The organism is Streptomyces sp. NPDC051582, from assembly GCF_040681715.1.
GTDB lineage: Bacteria > Actinomycetota > Actinomycetes > Streptomycetales > Streptomycetaceae > Streptomyces.
In genome coordinates, this window is record NZ_JBFAZJ010000013.1 from 196,555 (window position 1) to 221,382 (window position 24,828).

Genomic DNA, 24,828 nt, shown 5'->3' on the forward strand with positions numbered 1-24,828 from the left:
CATCGGTCGGCGGATGGCGCGGTCGAGGACGCAGACCGTCTGAGGGAGCCGGCTGATTGTCATGTCCCGCGCAGGCAGTGTCACGAGAATGGCTACCGGCGGTAACAGAGTCAAGGGTCCGGGACGGATGACCTGATGCGATGTCAGGTGTTTGGCCGGGCCGGGCCGGGGGAGGGCCCGGCGGTGCTACTCGGTCCCCTCGTCGAGCACCGCCGCGACGCCCTGGGCGAGGCAGGGGATCCGATGCGCGGGGATCCCCGCGATGTTGATCCGTCCGGCCGTCGTCCCGTAGATGGCGAACCGGCTGCGCAGCCGCAGCATCTGGCGCGCGGTGAGCGGCAGCATCGAGAACATCCCCTTCTGCCGCGCCAGCACGTCGGCCTGGGCGTGCCATCCGAGGGCGGTCAGCTCAGCGGTCAGCCCGCGGCGGTTGTCCTCGATCCGGGCCCGCATGCCATCCAGCTCGGCGCGCCACAGGGCCCGCAGCCCGTCGTCTTCGAGGATCGCCGTCACCACGGCGGCCCCGTGCTCCGGCGGCATCGAGTAGAGGGTGCGGGCCGCGTTCTGCAGGGCCGTCTCCACGTGCCGCAGGGACTGCCGCGAGGCGCCGAGGACGACGGCGCAGCCGGTCCGGTCGCTGTACAGCCCGAAGTTCTTCGAACAGCTGATGGCGACTAGCATCTCGGGAACCCGCTCCGCCAGCATGCGGGTGGCGGCCAGATCCGCCTCCAGCCCGTCGCCGAGCCCGTGGTACGCGAGGTCCACGAACGGCACCCAGCCGTGCTCCGCGGCGAGTTCGGCCATCGCCTCCCAGGCCTGCGCCGTCGGGTCGACGCCGGTCGGGTTGTGGCAGCACCCCTGGAGCAGGACGACGTCGTCGCGCCGCGCCCGCCCGAGGTCGCGCAGCATGCCCGCCGTGTCGAAGCGGCCCTCGCCGTCGAGCCAGCCGTACGTCCGCACGGTCAGCCCGGCGGCCTCCAGGATGGGCCGGTGGTTGACGTACGCGGGGTCGCTGATCCACACCGTCGTGCCCGGCCGGGTCCGGCAGATCAGGTCGGCCAGCAGCCGCAGCGCGCCGCTGCCCGCGACGGTCTGGACGGCCACGGCCCGCTCGGCCGCGCCGCCGGAGCCCAGGACCAGCGACAGCATCGCCCGGTTGAAGGCCGTGTTGCCGGACAGCCCCCGGTACTCCTTGGAGGCGGAGCGCTCCGCAAGCCGTATCTCGGCCTCGCGCACGGCCGCCATGACCGGGGTGCCCCCGGTCTGGTCGCGGTAGACGCCGAGCACGAGGTTCAGGCGCTCGGGCCGGGCGTCGGCGCCGTACGCCTCGGTGAGGTCCCACAGCGGGTCGACGGGCGGCGGGAGGAGCAGCTCAAGCATGGTCGGGAACCTCGGACTGGGTGCGGGGAAGGGAGAGGGCTGCGGTTGGGGTGCGGGGGCGCCGGTTGGCGAGGGCCACGCCCGCGGTGATCAGGGGGACGCCGACGAGCACGGCCGCGGTCGGCGACTCGCCCAGCAGGGGGATGGCGAGCAGGACCACCGCGACCGGGCTCAGGCTGCCCCCGGTGGAGCTGCGCTCGGCGCCGAGGCTGCGGATGGCGTAGGCGTACAGCAGGCCGGCGCACAGGCCGACCCCCAGCCCCTGCACCACCAGGAACAGGGCGATGTCGCTCCCGGCGGCCGAGGCCAGGCCGGTGGGCAGTACCCCGGTCAGGACCAGGAGCGCCATCACCGCGAACGAGGGCAGGCACAGCAGGCCGATCGATCCGACCGGATCGAGGTCCACTTCCTTCAGCCCGACGGTGTACAGGGCCCACAGCCCGCTCGCGAGGAGCAGGATCCCGGCGCCGGCCAGCACCTGCGTGTTCAGCGGGACGACGTAGCGCCAGACCAGGGCGACCACGCCGGCCGCGATCAGCGCCAGTCCGCCCGCCTGCGTGCCCCGGGGCAGACCCTTGCCCGCGGCGACCATCAGGGCGGAGACGAACAGCGGGACCATCCCCGGGACGATGGAGCCGACGAAGGCCGCCGAGGTCAGGGAGCCGCCGTACATCGCGGCCAGGAAGAACGGCACCCCTGCTCCGCAGGCGATCTTGAGCGCGGTGGCCGGGCGGACGGCGGCGATCCGCCGGCGCCGCCGCCACAGCGCGGGAGCCAGGGCGAGCAGCGGGACGCCGAAGCGCAGCAGGGCCGCGTCGGCGGGGAGCAGGGAGGAGGAGCTCAGCGCCCGGGCGCTGAGCGCGAAGGCGGCCCAGATGAGCACGGTCACGACCAGCGCCAGGGTGCCCTTCGTCCGGGCCGAGAGCCGTGGGCGGGCCGCGGGGGGCAGTGCCGTTGCGGGTCCGGCATTCGTGGTGACCAAGGGGCTCCTCCAGCCTCGGGGGCCGGATCCGGCCAAGGAGCAACGCTAGGTCTTTCGACGGGGCAGCCGATTGCCAGTTCTGCCGCTCAGACATACGTTTGGGGCAGGATCTGCCAAACAGGAGCCGAGGAGGGGTGATGGACGCAGTCGATCTCCAGATCATCCGCGAGTTGCAGGCCGATGGGCGGCTCTCCAACCAGGACCTCGCCGACCGGGTCCGGCTGTCCCCGTCGCCCTGCCTGCGCCGGGTGCGGCGCCTGGAGGAGGCCGGTCTGATCCGCGGCTACACGGCCATGGTCGACCAGGTCGCCTTCGGCCTGCCGATCACGGTGTTCGTGCGGATCCGCCTGGACCGCCACACGAAGGAGGCGGTCGGCGTCTTCGAGGGGCACGTCGCGCTCATCGAGCACATCCAGGACTGCTATCTCATGGCCGGAAGCAGCGACTACCTGCTCCGCGTGGTCATCGAGAGCCTGGAGGCGTACGAATCCCTCGTGCGGAACCGCATCCACGCCATCCCCGGCATCGCGTCGATCGAGTCCAGCTTCGCCTTCGGCAGCGTGAAGCAGTCCCGGGTCTACCCCGCCCCCGCGTGACGGGCGATCGCGCCCACGGCCGATGCCGACCGGAGAACGGCCGCGCGGTCCTCTTCGAGAAGACGGCCGAACTCGTGGAGCCGCTCGCCGCATTCCCCGACCGGGCCTGATCGCCCCCGGGAAGGCGCGGAGCGTTGTGCCGGGGCCCGGTTCGCCGGGCACGGCCGCCGCCACTCTGTGTGACGGGCCGCCATGGCCGTGGCCCCTCTGTACCCCGGCCCGTGCAACCCGCGCTACATGTCCGTATTTGCCCTGCCTTCGAGCGTGAACAAGAACACTCTCCGCAAAGCATTGCGCATGGATCTCGGGTCCCGGGGCAACCGGGCGGTTCGTGTCGGTGCCACCGGCAGGGGGAATCAGAGGACGAAAGGCAATACGCAACGTGACCGCAGCACAGCAGAGCATTCATGTGGGCGGAGAGTGGCGCGCAGCCCTCTCCGGCGCCACGCGCGAGATCATCGATCCCGTCGACGCGACCGCCTTCGCGGTCGTCGCCGAGGGCGGCGTCCAGGACACCGACGAAGCAGTGGCCGCTGCCCGCGCCGCGTTCGACGCCGGCGCCTGGCCGCGTACGCCGGTCGCCGAGCGGGCTGCCCTGCTGCGCCGGGTCGCCGCCCTGCTGGAGCGCGACCGCGAGCGGATCGGCGCCCTGGAGAGCCAGGACGCGGGCAAGACGCTGGAGGAGGGCCGCGTCGACGTCGACTGCGTCCGCGACGCCTTCCTCTACTTCGCGGACCTCGTGGCCGACGAGAGCGGCGGACGCGTCGTCGACGCCGGCTCGGACGAGATCCACAGCGTCGTCGTGCACGAGCCGGTCGGGGTCTGCGCCCTGATCACGCCGTGGAACTACCCGCTGCTCCAGGCCAGCTGGAAGATCGCGCCCGCCCTCGCCGCCGGCAACACGTTCGTGATCAAGCCCAGCGAGATCACCCCGCTGACCACCGTCGCGCTGATCGAGCTGCTCCTGGAGGCCGGACTGCCGCTCGGCGCCGCCAACATCGTCACCGGCCCCGGCGGCACGGTCGGCGCCCGGCTCGCCGAACACCCCGACGTCGACCTCATCTCCTTCACGGGCGGTCTCGTCAGCGGCACGAAGGTGGCCAAGGCGGCTGCCGACAGCGTGAAGAAGGTCGCCCTCGAACTGGGCGGCAAGAACCCCAACGTCGTCTTCGCCGACGCCTGTTCCACGCCCGAGGCGTTCGACACCGCCGTCGACCAGGCACTCAACGCCGCCTTCATCCACAGCGGCCAGGTCTGTTCCGCCGGATCCCGCCTCATCATCGAGGAGCCGCTGCGCGACCGGTTCGTCGCCGAGCTCGCCCGCCGCGCCCAGCTGATCCGGCTGGGGCGCGGCACCGACGAGGGCGTCGAATGCGGACCGCTGGTCTCCGCCGCCCAGCTCGCGCGCACCGAGGAGTACGTGGCCTCCGCCCTCGCCGAGGGCGCCGTCCTGCGCGCGGGCGGCGAGAAGCCGGCCGGACCCGGGTACTTCTTCCGGCCCACGGTCCTGGACCGCTGCCACCGCGGCATGCGCGTCGTCCGCGAGGAGGTCTTCGGCCCGGTCCTCACCGTGGAGACCTTCCGGACCGAGGAAGAGGCCGTCGCCCTCGCCAACGACACCGAGTTCGGCCTCGCCGGAGCGGTGTGGACCTCCGACGGCGAGCGGGCCCGGCGGGTCGCGGCCGCGCTGCGCCACGGCACCGTCTGGATCAACGACTTCCACCCCTACCTGCCGCAGGCGGAGTGGGGCGGCTTCGGAAAGTCCGGCATCGGCCGCGAACTGGGCCCCGGCGGCCTCGGCGAGTACCGCGAGGCCAAGCACATCTACCAGAACCTCGCCCCGCGCCCCGTGCGCTGGTTCGCGGGCGAGGCGCAGAAGGACCAGGCATGAACGACCAGTACCTGTACGACTACGTCGTCGTCGGCGGCGGGACCGCCGGCTCCGTGATCGCCTCCCGGCTGACCGAGGACCCGGACGTCAGCGTCGCCGTCATCGAGGGCGGCCCCAGCGACGTCGGCCGCGACGACGTCCTCACCCTGCGCCGCTGGATGGGCCTGCTCGGCGGTGAACTGGACTACGACTACCCCACCACCGAGCAGCCCCGGGGCAACTCGTACATCCGGCACAGCCGTGCGCGGGTGCTGGGCGGCTGTTCCTCGCACAACACCCTCATCGCCTTCAAGCCGCTCCCCTCCGACTGGGACGAGTGGGCGGAGGCCGGCGCCGAGGGGTGGGACGCGGCGGCCATGGACCCGTACTTCGCCCGGCTGCGCAACAACATCGTCCCCGTGGACCAGGCGGACCGGAACGCGATCGCCCGGGACTTCGTCGACGCGGCGCAGAACGCGCTCGGCGTTCCGCGCGTCGAGGGCTTCAACAAGAGCCCCTTCCACGAGGGCGCCGGCTTCTTCGACCTCGCCTACCACCCGGAGGACAACAAGCGGTCCTCCGCCTCCGTCGCCTACCTGCACCCGTTCCTGGACCGGCCGAACCTGCACATCGCCCTGGAGACCTGGGCGTACCGGCTGGAGCTGGAGGGCACCCGCGCCACCGGCGTGCACATCCGCACCAAGGAGGGCGCGGAGCACGTCGTGCACGCCCGGCGCGAGGTGCTGGTGTGCGCCGGGGCCGTGGACACCCCGCGCCTGCTGCTGCACTCGGGCATCGGCCCGCGCGCCGACCTGGAGAAGCTGGGCATCCCCGTCGTGCACGACCTGCCGGGCGTCGGGGAGAACCTGCTCGACCACCCCGAGTCGGTCATCGTGTGGGAGACCCACGGACCGATCCCGGAGAACTCCGCGATGGACTCCGACGCCGGGCTGTTCGTCCGCCGGGACCCGGCCTCCGAGGGCCCGGACCTGATGTTCCACTTCTACCAGATCCCCTTCACCGACAATCCCGAGCGCCTGGGCTACGAACGGCCCGAGCACGGCGTGTCGATGACCCCGAACATCCCCAAGCCGCGCAGCCGCGGCCGGCTCTACCTGACGAGCGCCGATCCCGGGGACAAGCCCGCCCTCGACTTCCGGTACTTCACCGACGAGGACGACTACGACGGCCGGACCCTCGTCGACGGCATCCGCATCGCCCGGAAGATCGCCGAGAGCGAGCCGCTGGCCGGATGGCTGAAGCGCGAGGTGTGCCCCGGGCCCGAGGTGACCTCCGACGAGGAGCTCAGCGCGTACGCGCGCCACGTCGCGCACACCGTCTACCACCCCGCCGGCACCTGCCGGATGGGCGCCGCCGACGACGAACTCGCCGTCGTCGCGCCCGACCTGCGGATCCGGGGCCTCGACGGCATCCGGATCGCCGACGCGTCCGTGTTCCCCACCATGACTGCCGTGAACCCGATGATCGGCGTCCTCATGGTCGGCGAGAAATGCGCCGACCTGCTGGGAGGTACCACCCGATGAACGCTCCGCACACCCCCACCGCCCCCGGGCAGTCCGTCTTCTCCGTGCGCGACCTGTGGAAGGTCTTCGGTCCGAAGGCCGACCGGGTGCCCGCCGACCCGGAGCTCGGCGCCCTCGGCGCCGCCGAGCTGCGCGAGCGCACCGGCTGCACGGCCGCCGTCCGGGACGTCTCCTTCGACGTCCACAAGGGCGAGGTCTTCGTCGTCATGGGCCTGTCGGGCTCGGGCAAGTCCACGCTCGTCCGCTGTCTGACCCGGCTCATCGAGCCGACCTCGGGCACGATCTCCATCGACGGGGAGGACGTGCTCTCCATGGACACCGGCCGGCTCCGCGAGCTGCGCCGGCACCGGGCGGCCATGGTGTTCCAGCACTTCGGGCTGCTGCCGCACCGCACGGTGCTCGACAACATCGCGTACGGACTGGAGATCCAGGGCGTGGGACGCGGCGAACGGCGCGAACGAGCGGCCGAGTTCGTCGCCAAGGTCGGCCTGGACGGCTTGGAGCAGCGCAGACCTGGCCAGTTGTCCGGCGGCCAGCAGCAGCGCGTGGGCCTCGCCCGCGCCCTCGCCGTGGACCCCGAGGTCCTGCTCTTCGACGAGCCGTTCAGCGCGCTGGACCCGCTGATCCGCCGGGACATGCAAGAGGAGGTCGTACGCCTGCACCGGGAGGAGGGGCGCACGATGGTCTTCATCACGCACGACCTGAGCGAGGCCCTGAAGCTCGGCGACCGGATCGCGCTGATGCGCGACGGCCGGATCGTGCAGCTGGGCACGCCGGAGGAGATCGTGGGCGCCCCCGCCGACGACTACGTCAGGGACTTCGTCCGGGACGTGCCGCGCGAGCAGGTGCTCACCGTCCGCTCGGCGATGCGCCCGGCGCTCGCCGACGAGCGCGAGAGCGGTCCCGCCCTCGACCCCGGGGCCACCGTCCACGAGGCCATCGAGGCCGTCGCCCGTACGGGCGAGAACGCCCGGGTCGTCGAGGACGGCCGCTGCCTCGGCGTGGTCGACCACGCCGGACTCCTCGGTGTCGTCGCCGGGGTACCGGCCGCGGCCCGGAAGGCGGTGGCCTGATGTACGCCCATACGACCTGGCCGCCGCCGGGCGCCGCGAGCGCCGCCGCGTCCGAGGGACGGTGGGGCCGATGACCGCCACCGCCACCCCCGCCACCACGGGCTCCGTCACCGCCGGCGACGCACGCCCCGCAGGCCTGCGCACCCTCGCGCGCCACCGCGGCCGGCTGATCGGCGCGGGCGCGGTCCTCGGCCTCGTCCTCGGCTCCGTGCTCCTGGGCGGCGGCAGCTGGCCGGCCGCCCTCGGCGTCGACCTCTCCGGACCGCTGGAGCGCGTCGGCGACTGGATCGTCGACAACCGCGACGGCCACCCGCTGTTCCTCTACTTCCTCGGCCACGTCAGCAACGCCGTCGTCGTGTCCGTCCGCGCGGTGTACCTGCTGCTGCTCGCCCTCGGCTGGGCCGGCGTCACCGCCGCCGCCGGGCTGGTGGCCTGGCGCGTCGCCGGCGTCCGCCTGGCGCTGACCTCCGTCGCCGCGTTCGCCGTGTGCGGACTGCTGGGCATGTGGGTGCCGACCATGCAGACGCTCGCCCTGATGGTGGTCGCCGTCGCCGCGTCCGTACTGTTCGGAGGCCTCCTCGGGCTGGCCGCCGGCCTGTCGGACCGCATGCACCGCATCCTGCGGCCGGTCCTGGACACCATGCAGGTGCTGCCTGCCTTCGCGTACCTCCTGCCCGTCGTGCTGGTCTTCGGCATCGGCGTGCCCGCCGCCGTCCTCGCGACCGTCGTCTACGCCGCCCCGCCCATGGCGCGCCTGACCGCGCTCGGACTGCGCGGCGCCGACGCCGGCGTCGTGGAGGCCGCCACCTCTCTCGGTGCCACCGGCCGCCAGCGGCTGCTGACGGCCCGGCTGCCGCTGGCCCGCAAGGAACTGCTGCTCGGCGTCAACCAGTCGATCATGATGGCGCTCGGCATGGCCGTGATCGCGTCCGTCATCGGCGCGGGCGGCCTCGGCGACCGCGTCTACCAGGCGCTGGCCTCCGTCGACGTCGGCGCCGCGCTCGCCGCCGGTGTGCCGATCGTGCTGCTGGCCGTCGTCCTGGACCGGGTCACCGCCGCCGCCGGGGAGCGGCTCGGTGAGGCACCGGCCGCCCGGTCCCGGCTCGGCTGGGCCCTCGCGTTCGCGGTGACCGTCGCCGTCGCCGTCGCCGGGCGCCTCGCCGACCGGCTCTCGTGGCCCGACGGGTGGACGGTGGACACCGCCGAACCCGTCAACCGTGCGGTCGACTGGATGACCGCACACCTCTACTCCGGAGTGCCCGTCGTCGGCGGCACCGCCGACTGGGCGGCCCGGTTCACCACGTGGGTCCTCAACCCCCTGCGCGACGGACTGCAGTGGCTGCCCTGGTGGGCCGTCCTGCTGACCGTGGGCGCCCTCGCCCTGCTCATCGGCACCTGGCGCACCGCCGTGACCGCCGTCCTCGCCATGGCCGCGATCGGCGTGCTCGGAGTCTGGGAGCCGGCGCTCGACACGCTGTCCCAGGTGCTGGCCGCCGTCGCCGTGACCCTGCTGCTCGGCTTCGCGCTCGGCGTGGCCGCGGCCCGCAGCGCCCGCCTGGGCCGCGCCCTGCGCCCGGTCCTCGACGTCTTCCAGACCATGCCGCAGTTCGTGTACCTCATCCCCGTGGTCGCCCTGTTCGGCGTGGGCCGCGCCCCCGCGGTCGCGGCCGCCGTGATCTACGCGCTGCCCGCGGTGGTACGGATCACGGCCCAGGGCGTGCGCGCGGTGAACCCGGCCGCCCTGGAGTCCTCGCGCTCGCTGGGCGCGACCGGGCGCCAGCAACTGCTCCAGGTCCAGCTGCCGCTGGCCCGGCCCGCGCTGCTGCTGGCCGTCAACCAGGGCGTGGTGCTGGTCCTCGCCGTGGTCGTCATCGGCGGCCTCGTGGGCGGCGGTGCGCTCGGCTACGACGCGGTCTTCGGACTCGCCCAGGGCAACCTGGCGACCGGTCTGGTCGCGGGCGCCGCGATCGTCTGCCTCGGCCTGATGCTCGACCGCGTCACCCAGCCCACGGAACGCCGCGACCCCGCCGGAAAGGGGGCCTGACATGGCTCGCACACGCCTCGCCGCACTCGCGGCAGCGGCCGCCGTCACCGTGACGGCCCTCACGGGCTGCGGCGCCGCCGACATGACCCGCCAGGCCTCCCCGTACGCCGACGCGAAGGGCTCCCGCACGGTGACGCTGTCCGTGCAGTCGTGGGTGGGCGCACAGGCCAACGTGGCCGTCGCCCAGTACCTGCTGGAGCACGAACTCGGCTACCGGGTGGACACCGTCCAGATCGACGAGGTGCCCGCCTGGGACGCGCTCAGCCAGGGCCGGGTGGACGCCATCCTGGAGGACTGGGGCCACCCCGACCAGGAGAAGCGGTACGTCGACGACAAGGCGACGATCAAGCCGGGCGGCGAGCTCGGGGTGACCGGCCACATCGGCTGGTTCGTGCCGACGTACTTCGCCGAGCAGCACCCGGACGTCACCGACTGGAAGAACCTGAACAAGTACGCGAACGACTTCCGTACGGCGGAGAGCGGCGGCAAGGGCCAGCTGATGGACGGCTCCCCCTCCTACGTGACGAACGACAAGGCGCTCGTGAAGAACCTGGGCCTGGACTACCAGGTCGTCTTCGCGGGCTCGGAGGCGGCGCAGATCACGCAGATCAAGCAGTTCGCCAAGGAGAAGAAGCCGTTCCTGAGCTACTGGTACAAGCCCCAGTGGCTGTTCGAGAGGGTCCCGATGACGGAGGTAAAGCTGCCCGAGCACCAGGAGGGCTGTGACGCCGACACGGAGAAGGTGGCCTGCGCGTACCCGCACACGCCGCTGAAGAAGTTCCTCAACGCCCGCTTCGCGGACGGCGGGGGCGAGGCCGCCGCCTTCCTGAAGAAGTTCCGGTGGACGACCGACATGCAGAACGACGTCTCCCTGATGATCGCGGAAGAGAAGCTGGCGCCGCAGGAGGCGGCCGCCCGCTGGGTGAAGGAGAACGAGGCCACCTGGCGGACCTGGCTCCCGTCCTGACGCCGGATCGGCTCGCGCGTACGGTCACGCGTACGAGGCCGCCAGCTCGCTGCTGCGATCGCGGGCGGCCTCCAGGGCCGCCATCAGGGCGGCCCGTACGCCGTGCCGTTCCAGCTCCCGCACCGCGCTGATGGTGGTCCCCGCCGGGGAGGTGACCGCCGCGCGCAGCTCGACCGGGTGCGTGCCGGAGTCGCGCAGCATGACCGAGGCGCCCACGGAGCTGCGGACGACGAGCTCGTGCGCCTTGTCCCTCGGAAGTCCCAGCAGGACGCCCGCGTCGGTCATCGCCTCGACGAGGAAGTAGAAGTAGGCCGGTCCCGAGCCCGACAGGGCGGTCGCGGCGTCCTGCTGGGACTCCGGCACGGTGAGGGTGTGGCCGACCCCGCGGAACAGCTCCGCGGCCTGCTCCACGTGCTGCTGCGAGGCGTGGCTGCCGCCGGAGAGCACGGTCATCCCCTCGTCGACCAGCACCGCCGTGTTGGGCATGGCCCGCACCACCGCGACGCCGGCCGGGACCCGCTCCTCGAAGAACGCCGTGGTGAGCCCGGCCGCCACGCTGATGAGCAGGGTCCCGGAGGCCATCGCGGGGGTGATCTCCGCCAGCAGCGCGCCCATGTCCTGCGGCTTCACGGCCAGGATCAGCACATCGGCCCAGGCGGCGGCCTCCGTGTTGCCCATCGGCGCGACCCCGTGTCGGGCCTCGATCTCGGCCGCCCGCCGCTTGCGCCGGCAGGTCACCCCGAGCGCCGGGGCCGGCCAGCCGGAGCGCAGCAGGCCGCCGAGGAGTGCCTCGCCCATCTTGCCCGCGCCGAGCACGGCGACCTTGCACGTCATGACTTGCTCCCTCGTGGTGGAAGTGACGAAGAGAAGAAGGGGCCGCCGGCCCGGCTCACCCCGTACCCGTCCCCGCGTACGCGTGCGGCGCGAACAGGGCCACGTCCTGCGCACCGACGACCTCGGGATACGCCACGGCCGCGGGCCCGTCCTGCGGTACGGGGAACCCGGCGAGCAGCCGGATCAGATCGCCGGACGCCAGCCGGGCGAGGCCGCGCGCCACGGGCCGGCCCGCGCCGTCGGCGAGGTCCACCGGGTCACCCGCGGCGAACTGCCCCTCGACGGCGGTGACTCCGGTCCACAGCACGGGCCCGCCGTGCTCCCGCACGTCCCGCACCGCGTCCGCGTCGAGGACGAGCCGGCCCTGCGGCGCCGTGGCGTGGGCGAGCCAGAACAGCTGCTCGGCGGGCCGCTGGCGGGCGGCGTGGAAGTACGTGCCGGTCCCCGCGCCCGCCAGCGCCCGCGCAGCCTGTCCCGCGGCGGCCAGCACCACGGGGATCCCGGCGCTCGCGGCGGTCATCGCCGCCTGGACCTTGGCCCCCATGCCGCCCGTACCGACTCCCGAGCGTCCCGGGGTGCCCGTGCCGATCCCGGCGAGGTCGGCGGGTCCGCGGATCTCGGCGATCGGTCTGGTCCCGGGGGCCAGCGGGTCCCCGTCGTACAGCGCCTCCACATCGGAGAGCAGGACGAGCAGGTCCGCTCCGATCAACTCGGCCACCAGCGCCGCCAGCCGGTCGTTGTCCCCGAAGCGGACCTCGTGGGTGGCGACGACGTCGTTCTCGTTGACGACCGGCACGATCCCCAACAGCATGAGCTTCTTCAGGGTGCGCCGGGCGTTGTGGTAATGGTCGCGGCGGGTGACGTCCCCGGCCGTGAGGAGGACCTGACCCACCTGGATGCCGTACCGGCCGAACTCCGATCCGTACGTGCCCATGAGCAGCCCCTGGCCGACGCTGGCCGCCGCCTGCTGCTCGGAGAGCTCCGTGGGCCGCGTGGTCAGGCCCAGCGGGGCGAGTCCGGCCGCGACGGCGCCGGAGGACACCAGGACGACGCTCTTGCCCTTCCGGTGCAGCCCGGCCAGGACCTCGACGAGGGCCGCAGGCCGGGCGGGGTCGAGGCGTCCGGAGTCCGAAGTGAGCGAGGACGAACCGATCTTGACCACGATGCGGTGGGCCCCGGCCACGTCCGCACGCTCGGTGCGCGGGTCGTCCGGAGCGGCTGCGGGTGTCACGGGGGCTCTCCTCGGGGGCGGTGAGGTGGTGGGGCAGCGGCTGTGGGGCTCCGATTCAGCCATGATCAGTTCCCGTTTCGTTCCCGGTCACCGGGAAGGATCCGGGATCGATTCGGTAGCCACCGGTCTCATTTTTGCTGGGCATCAGTAGGCCCACAGCAAAAAGAGGAAGGAGGCAGGGAGTTCGGTGTTCTCGTCATTCACGGAGAAAATGGCACAACCGGATCTGATAGATCTCGGCGACGGCATGTATGTCCTCCGGTTCGAGGTAATGAAGGTGACCTCGGTCTACCGGGCGGTCAAGGAGCTGCTGGCGCGCGGGGTGATCCGGCCCGGACAGACCCTCGTCGACAGCTCCAGCGGCATCTACGGTCACGCGCTCGCCCTGGTCTGCCGGGAACTGGGACTCAAGTGCCACGTCTTCGCGTCCGTCGCGGTCGACGACGGGATCAAGACGCAGCTCAAGTACCTCGGTGCCACCTACGACCAGGTCTCCGGCGGCGGGGCCAACCTCCAGCACGACCAGGAGGCCCGCGTCCGGCTCGTCCACGACTACCTCCGGCGCAATCCGGACGCGTACTGGATGCAGCAGTACCACGACGACGTGCACTACGCCGGCTACGAGCACGTCGCGGAACTGCTCCTCAAGGAGCTGGGCTGGGCCGAGATGACCCTGGTCGGCGGCGTCGGCACCGGCGCGTCGACCAGCGCGATGAGCCGTTTCCTGCGGGCCTCGTGCCCCAACGTCCGGGTCGCCGGGATCCAGCCGTTCGGCAGCCGCTCCTTCGGCTCCGAGAACTTCCCCCTCGACGGGTTCATCATCGCCGGGATCGGCAGCGGCATCCGCTTCGACAACATCGACTACAGCGCCTACGACGACATCCACTGGGTCGACTTCGACGTGTCGGCCGCGGGCTGCCGCCACCTGCTCTCCACCACGGGCGTCTTCGCCGGGCTGTCCGCCGGCGCCGGCTGGCAGGCCGCCCGGTACATCCGCTCGACCGAGCCCTCCGGCGGTCCCGTCGTCTTCATGGCCGCCGACCCCGGACACCGCTACATCAAGCAGGTGTTCCCGCCCGACGGACCGCTCGTCGAGGACCCGGAGTACCGGCCCGTGGTCATTTCCGCACTGGAGGAGATGACCGGACCCTGGTGCACGATGAACTGGGGCCGAAGGCCGTACAGCGTCCAGGACGACCTCCCGGTGCTCGCCCTGCAGGGCTGAATCGCCCGCACGGCCGACCCTGGATCGCCGAATTCCCCCGTAAAGAATCAGAGGCCGCACCATGACCGATGTCGCCATCATCAATTATGGCGCCCAGCACGACTATCCGGCCATGCTCCACGAGCTGGCGAACCGGCTCCACGTCTTCAGCCACAACCCCCTCGCGCACACCGCGGGGCTCGGCTCCTACGAGCACGTCGAGGACTGCGAGTTCGTCCCGTACGCCGAGCTGCGCATCCGGCAGCTGGCGCGGACCCGGCGCTTCGCCCACGTCATCACCGACAACGAGTACGACCTCGAACGGGCCGCCCGCATCCGGGAGGACCTCGGCATTCCCGGCCAGTCGGCCCGCAGCGCACGCCAGTTCCGCGACAAGGTCGTCATGAAGCAGACCGCGGGACGCACGGTGGCCACCCCGCGCCACGCCCGGCTGGCGACGATCGTCGACCTCACCCGGTTCATCGCCGACAACGACTACCCGGTCGTCGTCAAGCCGGTGAGCCAGGGCGGCTCGCGCGACATCGTCGTACTGCGCGGCGAGGACGACCTGATGGCCTTCAGCCGCCGCCACTGGCGCGAGGACCTCATGGTGGAGGACTTCGTCGACGGCGAGATCTACCACGTCGACGCGATCCTGGCGCCGGGCTACCGGTTCGTGGCCTCCTCCCGCTACCTGCGCGACTGCCTCGGCGTCCTCTCCGGCCAGAACAACGGTTCCCTCCAGCTCGACCCGGCCGGCAAACTCTCCCGGCGGCTGGAGGAGTTCCTCGACCGGGTCCTGGACGCCTTCGACACCCCGGAGGTCGGCGCCTACCACCTGGAGGTGTTCCGCACGCCCGAGGACGAGTTCGTGCTGTGCGAGATCGCCTCGCGCGTCGGCGGCTCCCGCATCCCCGCCCTCACCCGCCTCACCTACGGCCTGGACCTGCACGCCACCTGGCTCCGACTCTCCTGCGGCCTGCCCGTGGACCCCGCGCCGAGCACCCCGCCGGCCCAACTGCGCGGCTCCATCGGCATCGTCCCCCAGGGCCGCCCGGTGCGCGCACCGCGGAGCCTGCCGTTCGACTGGGTCGAGCACTACCAGGTCAACGAGCAGCTCGCACTCGGCGCCGTCGCGCAGAACAGCACTTCCAACCTCTGCTTCGCCCTGGTCCGCGGGGCCGACACCGCCGAGGTGGAGCAGCGCCTGCTCCAGACCGAGGCCTGGATCCTGGACAACCTGATCGAGGCCGACGAACCCGCCCGGCTCCCCGCGCCGTGAACGCCTGGCGAGAGGCGTCCCCCACCGCGCGCCTCCTGCTGGTCGCGGTGCTCTTCACCGGCCTGACCACCTTCATGTTCCTGCCGCTGCTGGCCATAGAGCTGACGGCGCAGGGCATACCGGCGGGCCGCACCGGCTTCCTGGTCGGCCTGCTCGCCTTCTCCGGCCAGGCGTTCTCCCTCCTGACCGGGCTGCTGGTCGACCGGTTCGGCGCCCACCGGGTGATGGCCGCAGGCTTCCTCCTGCGCGTCCTCGGCTACGTACTGCTCGGGCTCGGCGGCGCCGGGGCTCCGGCGCCGCTCGTGGCCGGGATCGTGGCCATCGGGGTCGGCGGCTCGCTGCTGGGCCTGTCGACCAAGACGCTCCTCGTCTCGCAGGAGGGCGCCGACCCGCGCACGATGCTCGCGCTGCGCTCGACGTTCGTGAACGTCGGCGTCGTGGCCGGGCCGGCGCTGGGCGCCGCGGTGTACCCGCTGGGGTTCGGCTGGATCCTGGCGGCCTGCGTGCTCTCCCACCTCGTCCTCGGCACCTGCCTGGTCCTGCGACGGTCCGTGACGGCCTCCCGGTCACGGGCCGTCGTGGGACGGGCGGCCGCCCCGGCCGCGGGCGGCGCCCCCGCCGCGCCGTGGACCCTGCGCCAGTGGCTGCCCCTGTGCGGGCTGGGGGTCGCGTACTGGGCGATCTACAGCCAGCTCAACGTCCTGCTCCCGATCACCGCGAACGCGATGACCGGCAGCGCCGCCGCGATCTCGGTGGTCTTCACGGTCAACGGGCTGCTCGTCGTGCTGTTCCAGTACACCCTGCTACGCCACGTGTTCCGCCGCGCCACCGCCCGCACCCTGCTGGTCCTCGGCTTCCTCGCCTTCGCCTGCGCCTACGCCACGTTGATACCGCTGGCCGGGTGGTACTCGCTGCTCGCCTTCGTGGTGCCGGTCACGCTGGCGGAGATGCTGATCGGCCCCAGCCTCGACGAGCAGGCGGTCAACGCCGCCGCCACCCGCCGCACCGGACTCGCGCTCGGCACGATGAGCGCGGCCGGAGCCCTGGGCAGCCTCTTCGGCTCCAGCGCCGGCGGCTACCTGCTGCAGAGCGCGCGGGGCGGCAGCGAGGTGTGGCTGCTGCTCGTCGGGTCCTCCCTCGCCGCCGCGGCGATCTGTCTCCTCCTACCGAAAGTGCGTACGCGCCATGTCTGACACACAGCCGACCGCCGTGCTGCTCAACCCCCGCAGCCATGTCCTGGCCGCGGCCCGGAAGCTGGGGGTCGCCACCGTGACCGTCCCCGAACCCGGCAGGCCGCTGCCCGAGGACGGGGCCGGGGTGGCCTTCCACTCCCCGTGGATCACCGACCCCGAGGACCTGGTCGAGCGGCTGCGCGCCCTGGACCTGCCCGCCCCCGTCAGCTGCTTCGGCTTCGGCGAACTCGGCTGCTCCGTCGCCGCGCTGGTCAACCGGCGCCTCGGCTGGCCCGGCAACCCGCCCGAGGCCATGGAGGCGTTCAAGGACAAGGCGAAGCTGCGCTCCGCGGTCGGCGACCGGGCCGGCGCGCCCGTCGCGTACGTGCTGTGCACGGAGAAGAGCGCGATCCGTCCGGCCGTCGAAAGCATCGGCTACCCCTGCATCGTGAAGCCCGCCGACGGCACCGGCAGCGCCGGGGTGCGCCACCTCGCGGGGCCGGACGAGCTCGAAGGCCACCTTGCCTCGCTGGAGTTCACCTCCCCGCACATCGTCGAGGAGTTCCTCGTGGGGACCGAGTACAGCGTGGAGGCGATGAGCTCGTCCGCGGGCCACCGGGTCCTCGCGATCACCGAGAAGGCGACCACCGGCGCCCCCGGATTCGTCGAGACCGGCCACACCCTGCCCGTACGGCTCGACCCGCAGGACGAGGCGGCCGTCGCCGCCCTGGTCACCGCGACCCTGGATGCGGCGGGCTACCGCAGCGGCCCCTCGCACACCGAGGTCATGCTCACGGCCAAGGGGCCCCGCCTCATCGAATCGCACGGCCGCCCCGGGGGCGACCGCCTCAGCGACATGCTGGACCTGGCGCTCGGCGAGGACGTCTTCGAACAGGCCATGGCGGACCTGCTCGGCCTGCCCGTCCCGGGCGCCCCCACCCGCGACCGCGTCGCCGGGATCCGCTACGTCGGCTTCGACCGTACGGCGCCGCTCACGGTCACCGACGCGGAGATCGCGGCGGTCGCCGCCCTGCCCGGGGTCACCGAGGTCGCCATCGCCGTACCGGCGGGCCAAATCCCCCCGCAGGTGCACCGGTCCGGGGACCGGCACGGCTTCGTGGTCGCCTCCGGCGCGGACCGCGAGGAGCTGGAGAGCCGGCTCGCCCTCGCCGTACGCACCCTCACCGCCGGCCGCTGAGCCTCCACCGCACCCGCTCCGCCGCCCCCGTACCCACCCGCACACCAACACGTCAGCGCCCGAAAGGCACTTCCCATGTCGTACAAGATCCTGGTCCTCGTCTCCGAGGCGGCGAAGTTCCGCCTCGACAACCACTCGATCATTCCGAGTGCGCTCCACCGGGAGGGGCACGACGTCCACATCGGCGACATCGACACCCTCTGCCTGCACGACAACACCGTGGTCGTCGACCGGGTGCGGCTCAGCGAGGAGTACCTGACCGGCCACGACTTCCCGGCGCTGAGCGAGTCCTACGCCTCCGCCGAGGACTTCGACCTGGTCTGGGTCCTCACCGGCACCCACCCCGAGGCGCTGGCCGACTCCTTCCAGCTGCTCTGGCTGCTCAACCAGCGCGTCCCCTTCGTCAACGACGCCTCCGCCCTCTTCTACCTCAACTCCAAGATCACCCTGGGCGCGGCGGTCCCCGCGGAGCACCTGCCCGCCTCCTACGTGTCGAACGACTTCGAATACCTCACCGAGCTGGTCGAGTCCGACGAGAACCGCACCTGGGTGCTCAAGCCGACCAACGAGGGCTGCGGCGCGGGCGTGTACTTCGTCAACAAGAACGAGCGCAACCGCCCCGCCCTGCTCCAGGCCGCCACCGGCAACGCCGTGCCGCGCTACGAGATGTACAGCCGCAACATCATCGGGCTGTCCAAGCGGTACACGGCCGTGCAGGAGTACATCCCCAACGTCCGCAGCAACGAGAAGCGCGTCATCATCGCGGGCGACGTACCGGTCTGCGGGTTCCGCCGCTTCCACTTCGACAACGACGACCGCGCCAACGTCACGCTCGGCACCAAGTTCGAGGGCCTCACCCTGACCCCGGAGGAGGACGAGTTCGTACGGGCCCTCGGCAAGCGCATGATGGACCTGGGCATCTTCTACTCCGGCATCGACATGGCGTACCCGTACATCATGGAGTTCAACCTGGTGAACCCGGGCGGGCTCAACTACTCCTTCCGGGCCACCGGCGTCGACCAGTCCTCCGAGACCGTCAACGCCGTGCTCGCCGCCCTGCGCGCCGCCGGGAAGATCTCGTGAGCACTTGGTCCTCGCTCGACCCCCGGGCCACCGCCGCCTGGACGGAGTTCGCCGCCACCGGAGCGGCCGAAGCGGACAACGAACGGTTCCAGAAGCGGCTCCACCGGCCCGGCTGGGTCCACGCGTACCCGCCCGTCGTCTTCCGCGGGGCCGCCGCCGACGAGGTCACCGAGCTCGGCCTGCGCCTCGCCGACCTGGTCTCGGACTTCCCCCGCCGCGTCTTCGGCGAGGACCTGGAGGCCTGGGCCGGCTACCTCGGCATCCTCGCCGAGGACGCGGAGCTGATGATCAGCGCCCTGCGCCACCCGCGGACGGGCCGCGCGGCCACGGCCGTCATGCGGCCCGACCTCGTGGTGACCGACGACGGACTCCAGCTCGTCGAGCTCAACGTCTCCACTCCGATGGGCGGCATGAGCACGATCGCCCCGTACACCGAGGCCACCCTCGACTCGGACTACGCCCGCTTCCTCGCGACGCGCGGCCTCACCCCGGGGGCCGCGGCCACCTCGCACGTCTGGCTGGACATGTTCGTCGGCCTCCTGCGCGACCACGAGACGGAGCGGCCGCTCCACGTGTTCGAGGCGATCGCGAACCCCGCGGACTCCGACTCGGGCCGGCGCTTCTTCGTGGACATGATCCGCTCGGGCGGGTATGAGATCAGCTGCGGCCTCGTCACCGACCTCGTACTCGACGAGGACGGCGCCTCCTTCGAGGGCAAGCGGGTCGACGTGGTCGTCACCATGTACACCTGGCACGAGACCAAGAAGCACGTCCCGCCCGCCGTCACCCGCAGGCTGATGGAGCTCGACATCGCCGAGAAGCTCGACTTCATCGGCGCCCCGGCGACGGCCCTGCACGACAACAAGGGCAACCTGGCCCTGCTCACCGAGCCGGAGTTCGACCACCTCCTGAGCGACGAGGAGCGGAGCCTGGCGCGGGCGCACGTCCCCGAGACCTTCCGGCTGCGGGCGGACACCCTCGAACGCGCGGTCGCGGAACGCGAGGAGCTCATCTGCAAACCCGCCTCGGCCTACGGGGGCAAGGACCTGGCCTTCGGATTCGCCCAGGACGACGGGCAATGGCGGGCCCTGCTGGCGGAACGCCTCGCCGACCCGCGCGAGACGTACGTCCTCCAGCGCCGGCTGCGACCCGCCGTCGTCGACGTGCCCGGAGCCGACCCGGCCGGGCGCGAGGTGGTCCTGGCCCCCCTGGTCTTCGGCGGCCGCTTCGCCGGGACGTTCCTGCGCCAGGCCCCGCCGAGGTCCGCCTCGGCGATCAACGCCTCCAGTGGCGCGGAAGCGGCCGGAGTCCTGACGTTCGAGCCCTACCCGGCACCCCCGCACACCCCACCCTCGTCGTCCTCGTACAAGGAGCTATGACGGATGTTAAGGATCGCGGTTCCCAACAAGGGCTCGTTGTCGGAGCGGGCCTCGGCCATGCTGAAGGAGGCCGGCTACCGGCAGCGCAAGGAGGCCAAGGAGCTCGTCACCGTCGACCCCGGAAACCAGGTCGAGTTCTTCTACCTCCGCCCCCGCGACATCGCCGTGTACGTCAGCACGGGGCGGCTCGACCTCGGCATCACCGGCCGTGACCTGCTGCTGGAATCGGGCGCCAACGCCGAGGAGGTCCTGGCGCTGGGCTTCGCCCGCTCGACGTTCCGCTACGCGGTCAGGCCCGGCTCGGCGCGGGGTGCGGCCGACTTCGACGGCATGACGATCGCCACCTCGTACGAGAACATCGTGGCCAAGCACCTGGCGAACAGCGGCATCCAGGCCACGGTCGTCCACCTCGACGGCGCCGTGGAGACCGCCGTCGAACTGGGCGTGGCCCAGGTCGTGGCCGACGTGGTGGAGACCGGGACCTCGCTGCGCAACGCCGGTCTCGAAGTGGTGGGCGAGCCCATCATGGAATCGGAGGCCGTCCTCGTCCGGCGCCCGGGCACGGACGATCCGAGGGCCCGGCAGTTCCTGCGGCGCCTCCAGGGCGTCCTGGTGGCGGGCTCCTACGTGATGATGGACTACGACTGCCGCGCCGAGCACCTGGAAGCCGCGGTCGCCCTCACCCCCGGGCTCGAAGCGCCCACCGTCTCCCCGCTGCACAACGAGGGCTGGGTGGCCGTCCGGGCGATGGTCCCGGCCAAGGAGGCGCAGCAGATCATGGACGACCTCTGGGCCCTGGGCGCCCGCGCGATCCTCACCACGGCGATCCACGCCTGTCGCCTCTGAACCCCGGCTGCCGCCCCGCCCTCCACCCCGCCGCCGCCGAACCGGCGGGGCGGGGCGGGACGGTCGGCCGGATCCGGTCTGGGGGCGGGCGGCTCGATCGGCCACCGCACGCGGGCCTGTTCGGCGCGGGAGCGAGGAGGGGGCAGTGAGGTGGGGGCAGTGAGGTGGGTCAACCCTGCGACGTGATGTGCCGTATGACGGTCATGAAGGTGTCCGTGGGGGAGAAGTCCACGTACTCGCAGTCCTCAAGTGCTACGGGCGCGTGCCCGGCCGCCCGGTAGAACGCCTGCCCGGCTTCGTAGATCTCTTCACCGTCCTTGGTCACCATCTTCGGACGGCCCTTGAGCATGTACCCCCAGTGAGGGCACGGGCAGAGATCGTCGGGCAGGCCCTTCACCGCCGGCCGGAGGCCGGCGCCCCGGGGCAGACGCACGAAGGTGACGGACAGGTCCCCGCCGACCTCTTGGGTACGGAGTTCGACTCCTCCGTCCTCGATCACGACCGGTGTGTCCTTCCCGGACCGTTCGAGGGCGCGGTCGTGGACGGTCGAAGAGCACGTCAGCCCGCCCGGAGACCGACCGCCAGTGTCAGTTCCAGGACTCGTTGCGGCGACCCGAGATCCGGGAACAGCTCCCGCAGCTGCGCCATCCGGTACCGGACGGTCTGGGGATGGACGAACAGCGCCGCCGCCACCTCGTCCCGCCTGCCCTGGTGCAGCAGCCACGCCCGCAGCGTCTCCTCAAGCCGCCGCGCGGTCGTGCCCGGCAAGGTACCGAGCGGTGCGAGGGCTCGGGCACGCAGGTCGGCGAACGCGTCCGCGTCGGCGCTCAGCACCAGCTCGGGCAGGTGGTCCTCGGTATCGCGGATGTCGGAGGTGAGGGAGCGCGCGCGTACGGCTCGTGCGTACGAGGCGGACGCGCGCGTCCACGGCCGGGCCGGGCCGACCACGGCCGTGCGGTCGGGCAGCCGCCTCAGGAGATGGGCGCGGTCGGCATCCGGGACGAGCAGCACGCCGGAGGCGTCCGGCAGATCGTCGAGGACCAGGGTGCCCGGGTCGAGCGCGCGGTAGGCCGGCCGGGCCTGGGCGGCGGGCAGCAGGACCGCGGTCAGCGAAACCGGCGGCTGCCACGCGGCCCGCCCGGCAGCGGCAAGGAGCACGTCCGGGCTCGCGCCGGCGAGGAGGTCGCGGGCCAGTTGTTCCAGGTGGCGCTCGTGGGCCCGGCCCCGCGCGGCCAGTTCGTCGGCGTGGCCCGCGGCGCTCGCGGCGGAGAGCTCGTCGATGTAGGCGAAGGTCAGCTCGGCGAACTTGGCGACCTGGGCGGCGGGCAGACCCGCGGGTACGGCACCTGCGGCCAGACCGCGCCAGGCCACGCGGGCGCCGACCCGGTAGGCGCTGAGCAGGGCGTCCATCGAACGGCCGTCGCGGACCTCGCCGCGGCCCAGCTCGTAGGCCGCGTCGCCGGCGTCGCCGCCCGTGGCGTTCCCGCTCGCGAGGTCGAGGTAGAGGCCCAGTGCGGTGCGGACGGCTCGGCGGATGGTGGCGCCCATGCGGCCCGTAAGGGCGTTGGCGTAGGGCGGGACCTCGTCGATGATCGCCTGGACGACCTCGTCGGCGGTGGTCCTCAGCACGGCCCGAAGCGCGGTGACCGTCGTCTCATCCAGGACCAGTTCGCTGGCCCTCCGGACTGCATGGCTCAAATTTTTGTTCCCTGCGAACAATTCAACCGATCAGATTCACGTCCTGCGGACAGGACTTTACCCCCTGAAGCACATCAAGCTGGGGTCATGACGAGTGCAGCCCTCCGTAGTAGGGCGTGGAAACTGCTGGAGATGGTCACGACGCCGGTGCTGCCGTCGGACTACCTCGACATGGTCAGCCCGCTGCGTGCGGGCGGCGACCTGCGGGGGCGCATCGAGGCAGTGCACCCCGAGACGGGCGACGCCGCGACCATCGTGATCAGGCCGGGACGGGGCTGGCGCGGCCACACGGCCGGTCAGTACGTGCGGATCGGGGTCGACGTCGACGGGGTGCGCCTGTGGCGCGCCTACTCGGTCACCTCGCCGACCAACCGCCCAGACGGCCGGATCACGATCACCGTGAAGGCCATCCCGGACGGCAAGGTCAGCAACCACCTGGTCCGCAGGGCGCGACCGGGCACGCTGGTCCAGCTCGACCAGGCGACCGGTGACTTCGTGCTGCCGCAGGCCAAGCCCGCCAAGGTGCTCTACCTGACGGCCGGCAGCGGCATCACGCCGGCGATGGGCATGCTGCGCGACGTCGAGTTCGACGACGTCGTCATGGTGCACTCCGCACCGAAGCCGCACGACGTGATCTTCCGCAACGATCTGCACGACCTGGTCGCGGACGAGAAGCTGCGTCTCATCGAGCTGCACACCGACACGGACGGCATGCTCGACATCGCCCGTCTGGGCGAATTCGTCCCCGACTGGGCCGAGCGCGAAACCTGGGCGTGCGGGCCCGCGGGCCTGCTCGACGCCGTCGAGGGCCACTGGACCGAGCACGGCGTCCCGGAGCGCCTGCACACCGAGCGCTTCCGCCCCGGCGTCGTCGTCACCGGCGAAGGTGGCGAGGTCACGTTCGCCGCCACCGACAAGACCGTCGATGCGGACGGCGCCACGCCGTTGCTGGAGGTCGGCGAGGAGGCCGGCGTGCTCATGCCGTCCGGGTGCCGCATGGGCGTCTGCTTCGGCTGCGTCACGCCGCTCACGGCGGGCGCCGTCCGCGACCTGCGCACCGGCGAGATCACCGAGGCCGGCCCGGGCGTCCTCATCCAGACCTGCGTGTCCGCCGCGGCGGGCCCCTGCGACATCGAACGGTAGGAGCACCTTGACCGCCATCGACCCCACCGCCCACCTGACCGCGGAGCAGATCGAGGAGCTCGGCCGCGAGCTGGACGCGATCCGCGACGAGGTGATCGCCGGCCGCGGCGAGAAGGACGCCGCCTACATCCGCAAGGTCATCTCGGCGCAGCGCACACTCGAACTGGTCAGCAGGGGCGTCCTGCTGTTCTCGATCTTCCCGCCCGCGTGGCTGATCGGCACCGCCGGCCTGTCCGTGGCGAAGATCATGGAGAACATGGAGATCGGCCACAACGTCCTGCACGGCCAGTGGGACTGGATGCGGGATCCGAAGATCCACTCCACCACCTGGGACTGGGATCACGTCTCGCCGGCCGAGCAGTGGAAGCACTCGCACAACGAGCTGCACCACACGTACACCAACGTGATCGGCAAGGACAACGACCTCGGCTACGGCATCATGCGCGTCGACGAGGACCAGAAGTGGCACCCGTTCCACCTCGGCCAGCCGCTGTGGAACTTCCTCAACGCCTGCTTCTTCGAGTACGGCATCGCCGCCTACGACCTGGAACTCGGCAGGAACCTGAACAAGCGCCGCCGCAAGAACCCGGAGTTCCGCGCGCGGGCCAGGGCCGTGGGCCGCAAGATCCGCAAGCAGGTGCTCAAGGACTACGTGATCCACCCGCTGCTTTCGGGCCCGTCGTTCCTCACCACGCTCGCCGCCACGTTCACCGCGAACCTGGTCCGCAACGTCTGGTCCCACTCGGTGATCATGTGCGGGCACTTCCCCGAGGGCGTGCAGGTCTTCGAGCGCCGGTCGATCAAGGGCGAGACGCGCGGCCAGTGGTACCTGCGCCAGATGATGGGCTCGGCCAACATCAGCGGAAGCAAGGCCATGCACTTCATGACCGGCAACCTGTCGCACCAGATCGAGCACCACCTCTTCCCGGACCTGCCGAGCAACCGGTACGCCGAGGTCGCGGTGAAGGTGCGCGCCCTGTTCGAGAAGTACGAGCTGCAGTACGTCACCGGACCGCTGCCCAAGCAGGTGTACTCGGCGTGGCACAGGGTCTTCCGGCTCTCGCTTCCGAACAAGAAGCCCAAGGTCACGACGCCGGTCCGCGAGCAGGAGCTCGCCGCGGCCTGATTCCGCCGGGTGCGCTCGGGCGTGTCCGGCCGACGGCGCCTGACCGGTGGACGGCCGGTTCAGGCGCCGTTTCCCGGGCGTCTAGGCCGTGTGTCGAAAGTGGATCTTGAGCGTTGGATGATCGCTGTTCATGGGGCGGGGAGATCTCACGGATGAACAGTGGGCGGTGCTGGAGC

At 71.9% G+C, this 24,828-nt stretch carries 21 protein-coding genes; 15 read left to right on the forward strand and 6 right to left on the reverse strand.

Translation table 11 applies throughout. The features are described from left to right. Window positions 1-186 precede the first annotated feature (186 nt). Together AB0M92_RS19425 and AB0M92_RS19430 are read right to left on the reverse strand one after the other, a co-directional pair. A complete protein-coding gene (locus AB0M92_RS19425; RefSeq protein ID WP_366103434.1) occupies window positions 187-1,380 on the reverse strand; it encodes an aromatic amino acid transaminase in 1,194 nt (397 codons plus the stop codon). After that, window positions 1,373-2,362: a DMT family transporter gene (locus tag AB0M92_RS19430; RefSeq protein WP_366103435.1), complete on the reverse strand. Its 990-nt coding sequence runs from the start codon at window positions 2,360-2,362 to the stop codon at window positions 1,373-1,375. The genes AB0M92_RS19425 and AB0M92_RS19430 overlap by 8 nt, the downstream gene beginning before the upstream one ends. Before the next feature lie 137 nt (window positions 2,363-2,499). Between AB0M92_RS19430 and AB0M92_RS19435 the strand changes: the two genes are divergently transcribed. The 6 genes from AB0M92_RS19435 to AB0M92_RS19460 all read left to right on the forward strand — a co-directional run bounded on the left by AB0M92_RS19435 (window position 2,500) and on the right by AB0M92_RS19460 (window position 10,456). Beyond that, window positions 2,500-2,958, forward strand: coding sequence for an Lrp/AsnC family transcriptional regulator (locus AB0M92_RS19435; RefSeq protein WP_366103436.1), 459 nt, complete (start codon window positions 2,500-2,502; stop codon window positions 2,956-2,958). Window positions 2,959-3,340: 382 nt separating this feature from the next. After that, window positions 3,341-4,849, forward strand: coding sequence for an aldehyde dehydrogenase family protein (locus tag AB0M92_RS19440; RefSeq protein ID WP_366103437.1), 1,509 nt, complete (start codon window positions 3,341-3,343; stop codon window positions 4,847-4,849). Beyond that, on the forward strand, window positions 4,846-6,372 hold the full coding sequence (locus AB0M92_RS19445; protein WP_366103438.1) for a GMC oxidoreductase: 1,527 nt from the start codon (window positions 4,846-4,848) through the stop codon (window positions 6,370-6,372). Before AB0M92_RS19440 ends, AB0M92_RS19445 begins: the two co-directional genes overlap by 4 nt. After that, a complete protein-coding gene (locus AB0M92_RS19450; protein WP_366103439.1) occupies window positions 6,369-7,445 on the forward strand; it encodes a glycine betaine/L-proline ABC transporter ATP-binding protein in 1,077 nt (358 codons plus the stop codon). The genes AB0M92_RS19445 and AB0M92_RS19450 overlap by 4 nt, the downstream gene beginning before the upstream one ends. A gap of 70 nt (window positions 7,446-7,515) precedes the next feature. Continuing rightward, window positions 7,516-9,489 (forward strand): ABC transporter permease subunit, encoded by a 1,974-nt coding sequence (locus tag AB0M92_RS19455; protein WP_366103440.1) that lies wholly within the window; start codon window positions 7,516-7,518, stop codon window positions 9,487-9,489. Window position 9,490: 1 nt separating this feature from the next. Beyond that, entirely contained in the window at window positions 9,491-10,456 is a 966-nt protein-coding gene (locus tag AB0M92_RS19460; RefSeq protein ID WP_366103441.1) for an ABC transporter substrate-binding protein, read from the forward strand. 24 nt (window positions 10,457-10,480) lie between these two features. Here AB0M92_RS19460 and proC read toward each other — a convergent pair whose 3' ends face one another. Both proC and proB read right to left on the reverse strand, forming a co-directional pair. Next, on the reverse strand, window positions 10,481-11,290 hold the full coding sequence (proC, locus tag AB0M92_RS19465) for a pyrroline-5-carboxylate reductase (RefSeq protein ID WP_366103442.1): 810 nt from the start codon (window positions 11,288-11,290) through the stop codon (window positions 10,481-10,483). Between the two features lie 55 nt (window positions 11,291-11,345). Further along, window positions 11,346-12,521 carry a glutamate 5-kinase gene (gene proB, locus AB0M92_RS19470; protein WP_366103443.1) on the reverse strand — a complete coding sequence of 392 codons (1,176 nt, stop codon included), beginning with the start codon at window positions 12,519-12,521 and terminating at the stop codon, window positions 11,346-11,348. Between the two features lie 211 nt (window positions 12,522-12,732). On the opposite strand from proB, the gene AB0M92_RS19475 reads away from it, so the two are divergent. The 7 genes from AB0M92_RS19475 to hisG all read left to right on the forward strand — a co-directional run bounded on the left by AB0M92_RS19475 (window position 12,733) and on the right by hisG (window position 20,685). Continuing rightward, the gene (locus AB0M92_RS19475) at window positions 12,733-13,746 is read left to right on the forward strand and encodes a pyridoxal-phosphate dependent enzyme (RefSeq protein WP_366103444.1); all 1,014 of its coding nucleotides are present in this window, start codon (window positions 12,733-12,735) and stop codon (window positions 13,744-13,746) included. 61 nt (window positions 13,747-13,807) lie between these two features. Then, complete coding sequence (locus AB0M92_RS19480) at window positions 13,808-15,007, forward strand: hypothetical protein (protein WP_366103445.1); 1,200 nt, start codon at window positions 13,808-13,810, stop codon at window positions 15,005-15,007. Then, complete coding sequence (locus AB0M92_RS19485; protein WP_366103447.1) at window positions 15,004-16,200, forward strand: MFS transporter; 1,197 nt, start codon at window positions 15,004-15,006, stop codon at window positions 16,198-16,200. Before AB0M92_RS19480 ends, AB0M92_RS19485 begins: the two co-directional genes overlap by 4 nt. Continuing rightward, window positions 16,193-17,377, forward strand: coding sequence for an ATP-grasp domain-containing protein (locus tag AB0M92_RS19490; protein ID WP_366103448.1), 1,185 nt, complete (start codon window positions 16,193-16,195; stop codon window positions 17,375-17,377). The genes AB0M92_RS19485 and AB0M92_RS19490 overlap by 8 nt, the downstream gene beginning before the upstream one ends. Before the next feature lie 75 nt (window positions 17,378-17,452). Next, window positions 17,453-18,460, forward strand: coding sequence for a glutathione synthase (locus AB0M92_RS19495; protein WP_366103449.1), 1,008 nt, complete (start codon window positions 17,453-17,455; stop codon window positions 18,458-18,460). Next, window positions 18,457-19,839 (forward strand): hypothetical protein, encoded by a 1,383-nt coding sequence (locus AB0M92_RS19500; RefSeq protein ID WP_366103450.1) that lies wholly within the window; start codon window positions 18,457-18,459, stop codon window positions 19,837-19,839. The genes AB0M92_RS19495 and AB0M92_RS19500 overlap by 4 nt, the downstream gene beginning before the upstream one ends. Window positions 19,840-19,842: 3 nt before the next feature. After that, on the forward strand, window positions 19,843-20,685 hold the full coding sequence (hisG, locus tag AB0M92_RS19505; protein WP_366103451.1) for an ATP phosphoribosyltransferase: 843 nt from the start codon (window positions 19,843-19,845) through the stop codon (window positions 20,683-20,685). A gap of 169 nt (window positions 20,686-20,854) precedes the next feature. Here the strand turns inward: hisG and AB0M92_RS19510 are convergent, their stop codons facing one another. Next, window positions 20,855-21,184 (reverse strand): hypothetical protein, encoded by a 330-nt coding sequence (locus AB0M92_RS19510; RefSeq protein ID WP_366103452.1) that lies wholly within the window; start codon window positions 21,182-21,184, stop codon window positions 20,855-20,857. A gap of 59 nt (window positions 21,185-21,243) precedes the next feature. After that, a complete protein-coding gene (locus tag AB0M92_RS19515; protein ID WP_366103453.1) occupies window positions 21,244-22,383 on the reverse strand; it encodes a helix-turn-helix domain-containing protein in 1,140 nt (379 codons plus the stop codon). Window positions 22,384-22,470: 87 nt separating this feature from the next. Here AB0M92_RS19515 and AB0M92_RS19520 point away from each other — a divergent pair, with 87 nt between their 5' ends. Both AB0M92_RS19520 and AB0M92_RS19525 read left to right on the forward strand, forming a co-directional pair. Beyond that, window positions 22,471-23,526 carry a ferredoxin reductase gene (locus tag AB0M92_RS19520; protein WP_366103454.1) on the forward strand — a complete coding sequence of 352 codons (1,056 nt, stop codon included), beginning with the start codon at window positions 22,471-22,473 and terminating at the stop codon, window positions 23,524-23,526. A 7-nt stretch (window positions 23,527-23,533) separates the two neighbouring features. Next, a complete protein-coding gene (locus AB0M92_RS19525) occupies window positions 23,534-24,652 on the forward strand; it encodes an acyl-CoA desaturase (protein WP_366103456.1) in 1,119 nt (372 codons plus the stop codon). Window positions 24,653-24,828: the final 176 nt, after the last annotated feature.